General features: G+C 39.7%; 4 protein-coding genes. 2 read left to right on the forward strand and 2 right to left on the reverse strand.

Annotation, left to right across the window (positions count from 1 at the left end):
* Positions 1–2 precede the first annotated feature (2 nt).
* Positions 3–3,020 carry a TonB-dependent receptor gene (locus tag AAC026_RS19480; RefSeq protein WP_339608616.1) on the reverse strand — a complete coding sequence of 1,006 codons (3,018 nt, stop codon included), beginning with the start codon at positions 3,018–3,020 and terminating at the stop codon, positions 3–5.
* Between the two features lie 296 nt (positions 3,021–3,316).
* On the opposite strand from AAC026_RS19480, the gene AAC026_RS19485 reads away from it, so the two are divergent.
* Positions 3,317–4,906, forward strand: coding sequence for a SulP family inorganic anion transporter (locus tag AAC026_RS19485; protein WP_339701697.1), 1,590 nt, complete (start codon positions 3,317–3,319; stop codon positions 4,904–4,906).
* On the opposite strand, the gene AAC026_RS19490 is transcribed toward AAC026_RS19485, so the two are convergent.
* Positions 4,903–5,730 carry a carboxypeptidase-like regulatory domain-containing protein gene (locus AAC026_RS19490; RefSeq protein ID WP_339701700.1) on the reverse strand — a complete coding sequence of 276 codons (828 nt, stop codon included), beginning with the start codon at positions 5,728–5,730 and terminating at the stop codon, positions 4,903–4,905. The two genes, AAC026_RS19485 and AAC026_RS19490, sit on opposite strands and share 4 nt — an antisense overlap.
* Before the next feature lie 156 nt (positions 5,731–5,886).
* Between AAC026_RS19490 and AAC026_RS19495 the strand changes: the two genes are divergently transcribed.
* Positions 5,887–6,702: an SDR family oxidoreductase gene (locus tag AAC026_RS19495; protein ID WP_339701703.1), complete on the forward strand. Its 816-nt coding sequence runs from the start codon at positions 5,887–5,889 to the stop codon at positions 6,700–6,702.
* Positions 6,703–6,931: the final 229 nt, after the last annotated feature.

Below are 6,931 nucleotides of genomic sequence, written 5' to 3' on the forward strand. Positions count from 1 at the left end.
ATTTAGAATTCAATGTTTATACCGAAAGTGTAGGTCTTTGCCTGAGGTGCAGAATAGAAAGCCTGACCTAAAGCAATGTTGTTTGTGAAACCGCTGTTAAAATCGGCAGTTGATTCTGGGTCATAACCAGTGTAGTCTGTAAAAGTCAGAAGGTTAAATCCTGAGAAATAGACACGTGCTCTACTCATTCCGATTTTATCTATTACAGATTGTGGTACGTTATATCCTAAGGTTACAGTTCTTAACCTTACGTATGAAGCTTCTTGTAAATATCTGGTTGAATGCTGAGTTCCATTTCCTCCAAACAATCTAGCTTGAGGCACATTGGTTATGTCACCAGGATTTTGCCATCTGTTAAGTTCGTTGACATCTTGGTTGTCATAAAAGTCACCACTCGCTTCTTGAAAACGTCCTCCACTGTTGTAAATAGAGTGTCCGTTTACTAGCTGAAATGTGAACATGAAGTCAAAATTGTTATAGGTAAAGCTATTGGTGATACCGCCTTCCCATTTAGGAAACGCTTGTCCTGCGATAATTCTCGAAGCCTCAGAGAAGTTGTTTGTTGTGCTGCGATCAATTGTGCCATCAGGATTTTCGGTGTTCTTCACAAAAAGAGCATCTCCGTTTGCTGGATCAACACCTCCAAATTCTACTATATAGAATGAGGCCAATGATTCTCCTTCTCGCACAATGTTTCGTCCCGAAATAATATCTCCACCAGGTAGTCTAGTAACCTCATTTTTATTGGTAAAGAAGTTTAAGCTAGTGCCCCATGAAAAATTAGTGGTATTGATATTCTTTGTGTTCAATAAGAACTCAAATCCTTTGTTTGTTAAGCTACCAACGTTTTTGAGGATTGAAGTAAACCCTGAGTTACTTGGTAGCGGCTGCGCCAACAACAGGTCATTTGTTTCTTTAGAGTAATAATCGATTTCTCCAGAAATTCTGTTTTCAAGAAACCCAAATTCAACCCCAATATCTAGCTGATTGGTTCTTTCCCATTTCAAATCTTCATTACCTAGCTGAGTTGGCTTAAGGCCAGGCTCACCACGGTAAGCTTCTGTACCAAAAAGGCCTAAACTCGCAAAGTTTCCAATTTCAGCATTTCCAGTTTCACCATAACTGGCTCTTAGCTTAAGGAAAGACAGATTTTTAACGTTGCTTAGGAAATCTTCTTGAGAGGCGATCCAGCCTACAGAAGCTGCAGGGAAAAAGCCATAACGGTTATTTGCTCCAAATCTAGAGGAGCCATCGTAGCGAGCACTTAGCTTTACAAGATATTTATCTCTAAAGGTATAATTGGCTCTACCGAAGTAAGAAAGAAATGCAAACTCGGTTAAGTTAGATGTAGCGGCTGTAATAGTACCCGCACTGGCTAAGGTTTGTAAATCGTCTGAGGCAAAGTTAACTCCCGTAGCATCTTGATATTTTCTAGTAGATGTTTGGTAGTTAAAACCAGCGGTTAATTCTAAATAATGATCTGCGGCTAAATCCTTACCATAGTTTAGGTAGTTATTTAGGTTTAAGTTCTCTGTTCTTACAGAACTAACAAAACCCTGTCCGCCTACAGACTGTCCTGTTTCAGTAGCTCTTCCCCAAAATCTATCTTCTGATTGCGAGAATAAATCATAACCAGCTTCTGAAACAAAGTCTAACGAAGGCAGAACTCTATACTTTAAGTTCACATTGGCCAATGTTCTCCAAACCGAAGTTAAATAATTGGCATCCTCATCTTCAATCAAGAAGTTATAATATAAAGTGTTCGGGTTAGGTGTGCCGTCTGCATTATATGCAGGCGATAAAGGAGATTGGGCAATTGCTTGAAGCGGAGTAGCGAAGGCATTGTCATTTGAAAGACGGTCGATCGAAGACTTCGAAATAGACAGCCCCATTCCAACACTTAACCTATCACTGAATTTGTGGTCGATATTCATTCTCGATGAAATTCTTTCTAGGTCATTACCTCTAATAATACCTCTAATATCAGTGTATCCTCCAGAAAAGAAGAACCTTGTATTATCATCACCTCCACTTATCGATAAGTCAGAGTTTCTGTTATATCCATCAACAAAAACAAGGTCTTGCCAGTCGGTATCTACTTCGCCTGTTCTCCAGTCAGAATTTCCAGCAAGAAAGTCGAAATCGGCTTCTATACTTGCATTTGATCCACCAGAATTAGCGTTTGCTTCCCTAAAAAGCTCAATGTACTGAGCTCTATTCAGCCAGTCTCTACGATTTGTTTCTCTACTTATACCGCTGGATAAATTTAACGTGATCTTAGCTCGTCCGCTTTCCCCTCGTTTGGTGGTGATGAGAATAACACCGTTGCTACCTCTGGCTCCATAAATAGCTGCGGAAGACGCATCTTTTAAAACCTGCACGGATTGAATATCATTTGGATTGATTGAAAGTAAAGGATTTACTGCAGCTCCATTGGTAGATTCATTGTTGTTGGTAATTGGAACACCATCTACTACATATAATGGCTCTGTGCTTGATGATATCGATGAAACCCCTCTTACTCTTACACGAGTAGCACCATCAACTTTACCATTGGTTTGTTGAATAGATACCCCAGCAGTTTGGCCTGCAAAAGCATTTTGAAAACCTGCAGTTGGAAGGTCCTTTAGCTGCTTTGCATCGAGTTTTGCAATATTGTCTGTTAGGTTTCTTTTGGATTGAGTACCAAAACCCACTACTAACACTTCTTGCAAAGCCGTAATGTCTGGGTCTAGCGTAACGTTTATATTGGTTTGATTTCCAATGGTAATTTCTTTTGTGATATAACCAAGGAATCGGTAAACCAAAACAGTGGCAGAAGACGGAACCTCAATAGAATAGTTGCCATCTAAATCTGAAGGAACTCCAATCTGAGTGCCCTTAATATTAATCGAAACTTGCGGTAATGGCGATCCGTCATCGGAGGCGGTTACCTTTCCTGTTATCATTCTGTTTTGTGCCAGGGCTGAGTTCACGGAGAAACACCCTAATACAAAGAATACGAATAGTAGTTTTTTCATAAAGCTAGTTTTAGTAAAATGAAATGTGTCTTTATGAATACATTACAGAAGCAAATCACCCTTACTTAATTCTGTTGGCTTTTGCGAAAAAAAATATCGTTTTTCATAATGTAAAGGTGTGATTGTTCTGGTTTTGCCGCTATGATGATTGATTTTAATTGTCATTTTGGCTAAGTACAGAACTTTGGGTTAATGCGATGCGGCTTTGCACCATTGGTTTTTTAACATGTCTTGTTTTGAGTTCTTTCTGTTCTCTTGAAATGCCCTACCTTTGCAGCCCGATTAGAAAACTGAATATGAATTTTAGAGAAGCATTCTCAATTGTTGACAAAAACAGAGTCAGCGCTAAAAGTGATATTTTTTCAGGCTTAACTGTGGCTTTGGCGCTTGTGCCAGAGGCAGTTGCCTTTGCCTTTGTGGCAGGAATTTCTCCAATTGTTGGGTTGTATGGCGCCTTTATGATGGGCTTAATTACTTCTATTTTTGGTGGAAGACCAGGAATGATTTCTGGAGCTACGGGAGCCTTGGCCGTAGTAATGGTTTCGTTGGTAGCCGAAGGTGAGCTTATGGGCGAAGGACAAGGACTTCAGTTCTTGTTTGCTACTTTGATTCTAACGGGCATTATTCAAATGTCGGCTGGTTTTCTAAAGCTGGGCAAGTTCATCAGAATGGTGCCTCATTCGGTAATGATGGGCTTTGTAAACGGCTTGGCCATTGTAATTTTTATGTCGCAGTTGGGCATGTTTAAAGTAGGTGGCGAATGGCTTACAGGTCAGTCACTTTTTATCATGCTAGGTTTAACGCTGTTGACCATGGCCATCATGGTTTTCCTTCCCAAAATCAATAAAAATATTCCTGGTGCACTTGTGGCCATTGTGGTGGTTTCACTCATTGTAATTTTTGGTGGAGTAGAAACAGAAACGGTAAAAAGCTTTATTCAAGCGGGTGGAGGCGATGGAATTAAAGCCGGACTTCCTTCTTTTAATGTGCCGGTAATCGATCTGAACTGGGACACGCTAGCCTTTATTTTTCCATACGCTGTAATTTTGGCGGCCATTGGTTTGATTGAGTCTTTAATGACATTAAACCTTTTAGATGAATTAACTGAAACTCGTGGAAGCGGAAACCGTGAATCGGTTGCTCAAGGCTTGGCCAATATGGTCAATGGATTCTTTGGTGGAATGGGCGGTTGCGCCATGATCGGTCAAAGTATTATCAATGTAAAGTCTGGCGGTAGAGGTCGTCTTTCGGGCGTGGTTGCTGCATTGGCTTTGTTAGGCTTTATCCTTTTTGCTTCAGAATACATTGAAATGGTGCCTATCGCAGCATTGGTAGGTGTAATGTTTATGGTGGTGATTGGCACATTTGCTTGGTCTACTTTTAAGGTATGGAATAAAGTACCGAAGGCTGATTTCATCGTGATTCTGTTGGTGACAGTGCTCACTGTTATTTTCGATTTGGCCATTGCTGTATTTGCTGGGGTAATCATTTCGGCTTTAGTGTTTGCATGGCAAAACGCATTGCGTATTCGGGCGAGGAAATCAATTGACGAACACGGCATTAAGCATTATGAAATTTACGGACCCTTGTTCTTTGGTTCCATTAGTCTTTTCAATAGTAAATTCGATATCAAAGAAGACCCAAATGAAGTGGTAATTGACTTTGCTGAATCAAGAATTGTGGATCAATCTGCAATTGAGGCCATTAATAAACTGGCAGAAAGGTATCAGAAAGAAGGAAAAACCATCCACTTGCGTCATTTAAGCAAAGATTGCTTAGCGCTAATTAAACGTGCCGAAGAAATTTGCGATGTGAATGTGGTGGAAGATCCAGACTACTTTGTAGCCATTGATAATTACAATAAGAAAGTGGCGGCTGAGGTTTAGTATTCGTTTTTAGCCCGTTTCCATAATCTAATTGAGCTTCCAACTGTTGCTATCAACGAATCAAAACTTCGATAATGCTGATAGCTCAATCCAAGCTCAAAATATCCTAGGACTCTATATTTTAATGAGGCATTAAATTCTACGTTTTTACCCCAAAAGGTTGAAGAGACCTCAAGCGGGATATAGTGATATGTGCCAACTTGAATTTCTTTTCTTGCCCCAAGAAGAATTCCAAAAGTCTTCTTGGGATTTAAATCATGATTGCTAACTCCAAACCCAATATTACCATCAAAGTATTTCAATTTTGGTTGAAATGAAAATGTAGAGTTTTTGAAACTGTACTCTTGGAAAGAGATATTTTGGTATCGAAATGTAGTGCCAATGCTTATGTTAGGGTATGAGTAAATAAGATTGGAAGCTTCTATTTTTGAGTCGAGAAAATCAGCATGACTAGTAAGATTTTTTACGACTGAAGCTCGGATTGAAAACCACCCAATTTGGTTTGAAACGTAGCTAAGCTTTCCAATAACAAACCTGTTCTTAAGATCATATCCTGCATCAAAATGAATACGATTCTGGCCAAAATCATCTTGAATGATATATGGTTTGAGCTCAATTAGATAAAATTTGTCTTCAGTAATTTGAACTTCCCGTTCGACAAACCCAACGAACCTAAAAATAAGCGTTTGTCCGAGTTCAACCTGAATTTCAAAATTACCATCAATGGTTGTTAGTGTTTTTTTGTCAGTTTCTTTTGCTTGAATGCTCACAAAGTGCAATGGCAATCCATCATCTGAAGCCATAACTTTTCCTTTAATAACCATTTGAGCCTTGCTATAGCCAGTAATCAATAGTAGAAGGGTAATTATGTATACCAGCTTTTTCATTAATTTATTAACAGCCATTATATATTAAGCCCTTAATATCATGAATTATTTAAGAGAGTTCTAAAAGCTGATATCTTTGCGTAAACATAAAGCATGAAAAACAAAGTTGTCATCATCACAGGAGCTTCTTCTGGTATTGGAAAAGCATTGGCCATTGAGTTTGCTAAATTAGGCGCGCATATTGTCATTACTGGTAGAAATGAAGCACGCCTCAATGAAGTGGCTGAAATTCTGGATGGCATGAAAACCCGAAATCTTTGTCTGCAACTGGATGTAGCCAAAGAAAAGGACAATGAAATTCTCGTTAACGAAACGGTAAAAACCTTCGGTAAAATTGATGTCCTGATCAATAATGCGGGCATTTCCATGCGAGCGCTTTTCGAAGAAATCGAAATGGATGTTTTCAAAAAAGTGATGGACATTAACTTTTACGGAACGCTTTACGCTACTAAATACTGCCTTCCTGAAATACTTAAAACGAAAGGCTCGATAGTGGGTGTTTCGTCAATTAACGGTTACCGCGGTACTCCAGCCCGAACAGCTTACACCGCCTCAAAATATGCGATGAATGGCTTTATGGAATCGCTGCGTACGGAAGTGATGCACAGAGGTGTTCATGTACTCGTGGCTTGCCCTGGTTTTACTGGAACAAATATCAGAAATGCCGCACTTACCGCTGACGGTACTTCCCAAGGAGATTCTCCACGCGATGAAGGAAAGATGATGACCGCGGAAGAAGTGGCGCAAGGCATTATCAAGGCCATTCAAAAAAGAAAGCGCGACATTGTATTTACCCGCCAAGGTAAATTGGCCGTCTTCCTCAATAAATGGATGCCCGGCCGAATGGACAAAATCGTATTCAATGTTTTCGCTAAAGAACCAGATTCGCCTTTTTCTGCGAAAAAGTAGTTAAGAGCGATCAGGGATCAGTTGGTCAGTAATAAAGTTGATCAGGAAATCAGAAAACAGGGGATTAGTTATTAGTGTATTGGTTAGGGGGTTATAGTTGATCGGTATATCAGAAATTAGGAAAAAGAGTAGTGAATTTGGGAACTTAAGTTGCTGGAAAAAAACTCAGCCTTAACTGATCCACTGATCCACTGATCCACTGATCCACTGATCCACTGATCCACTGATC

Origin of the sequence: uncultured Roseivirga sp. (assembly GCF_963973945.1) — a bacterium.
Lineage (GTDB): Bacteria > Bacteroidota > Bacteroidia > Cytophagales > Cyclobacteriaceae > Roseivirga.

Coding starts and splice junctions, on each gene's coding strand:
- AAC026_RS19480 (WP_339608616.1), bottom strand. CDS start 3,020: ATGAAAAAACTACTATTCGTATTCTTTGTATTAGGGTGTTTCTCCGTG.
- AAC026_RS19485 (WP_339701697.1), top strand. CDS start 3,317: ATGAATTTTAGAGAAGCATTCTCAATTGTTGACAAAAACAGAGTCAGC.
- AAC026_RS19490 (WP_339701700.1), bottom strand. CDS start 5,730: ATGGTTATTAAAGGAAAAGTTATGGCTTCAGATGATGGATTGCCATTG.
- AAC026_RS19495 (WP_339701703.1), top strand. CDS start 5,887: ATGAAAAACAAAGTTGTCATCATCACAGGAGCTTCTTCTGGTATTGGA.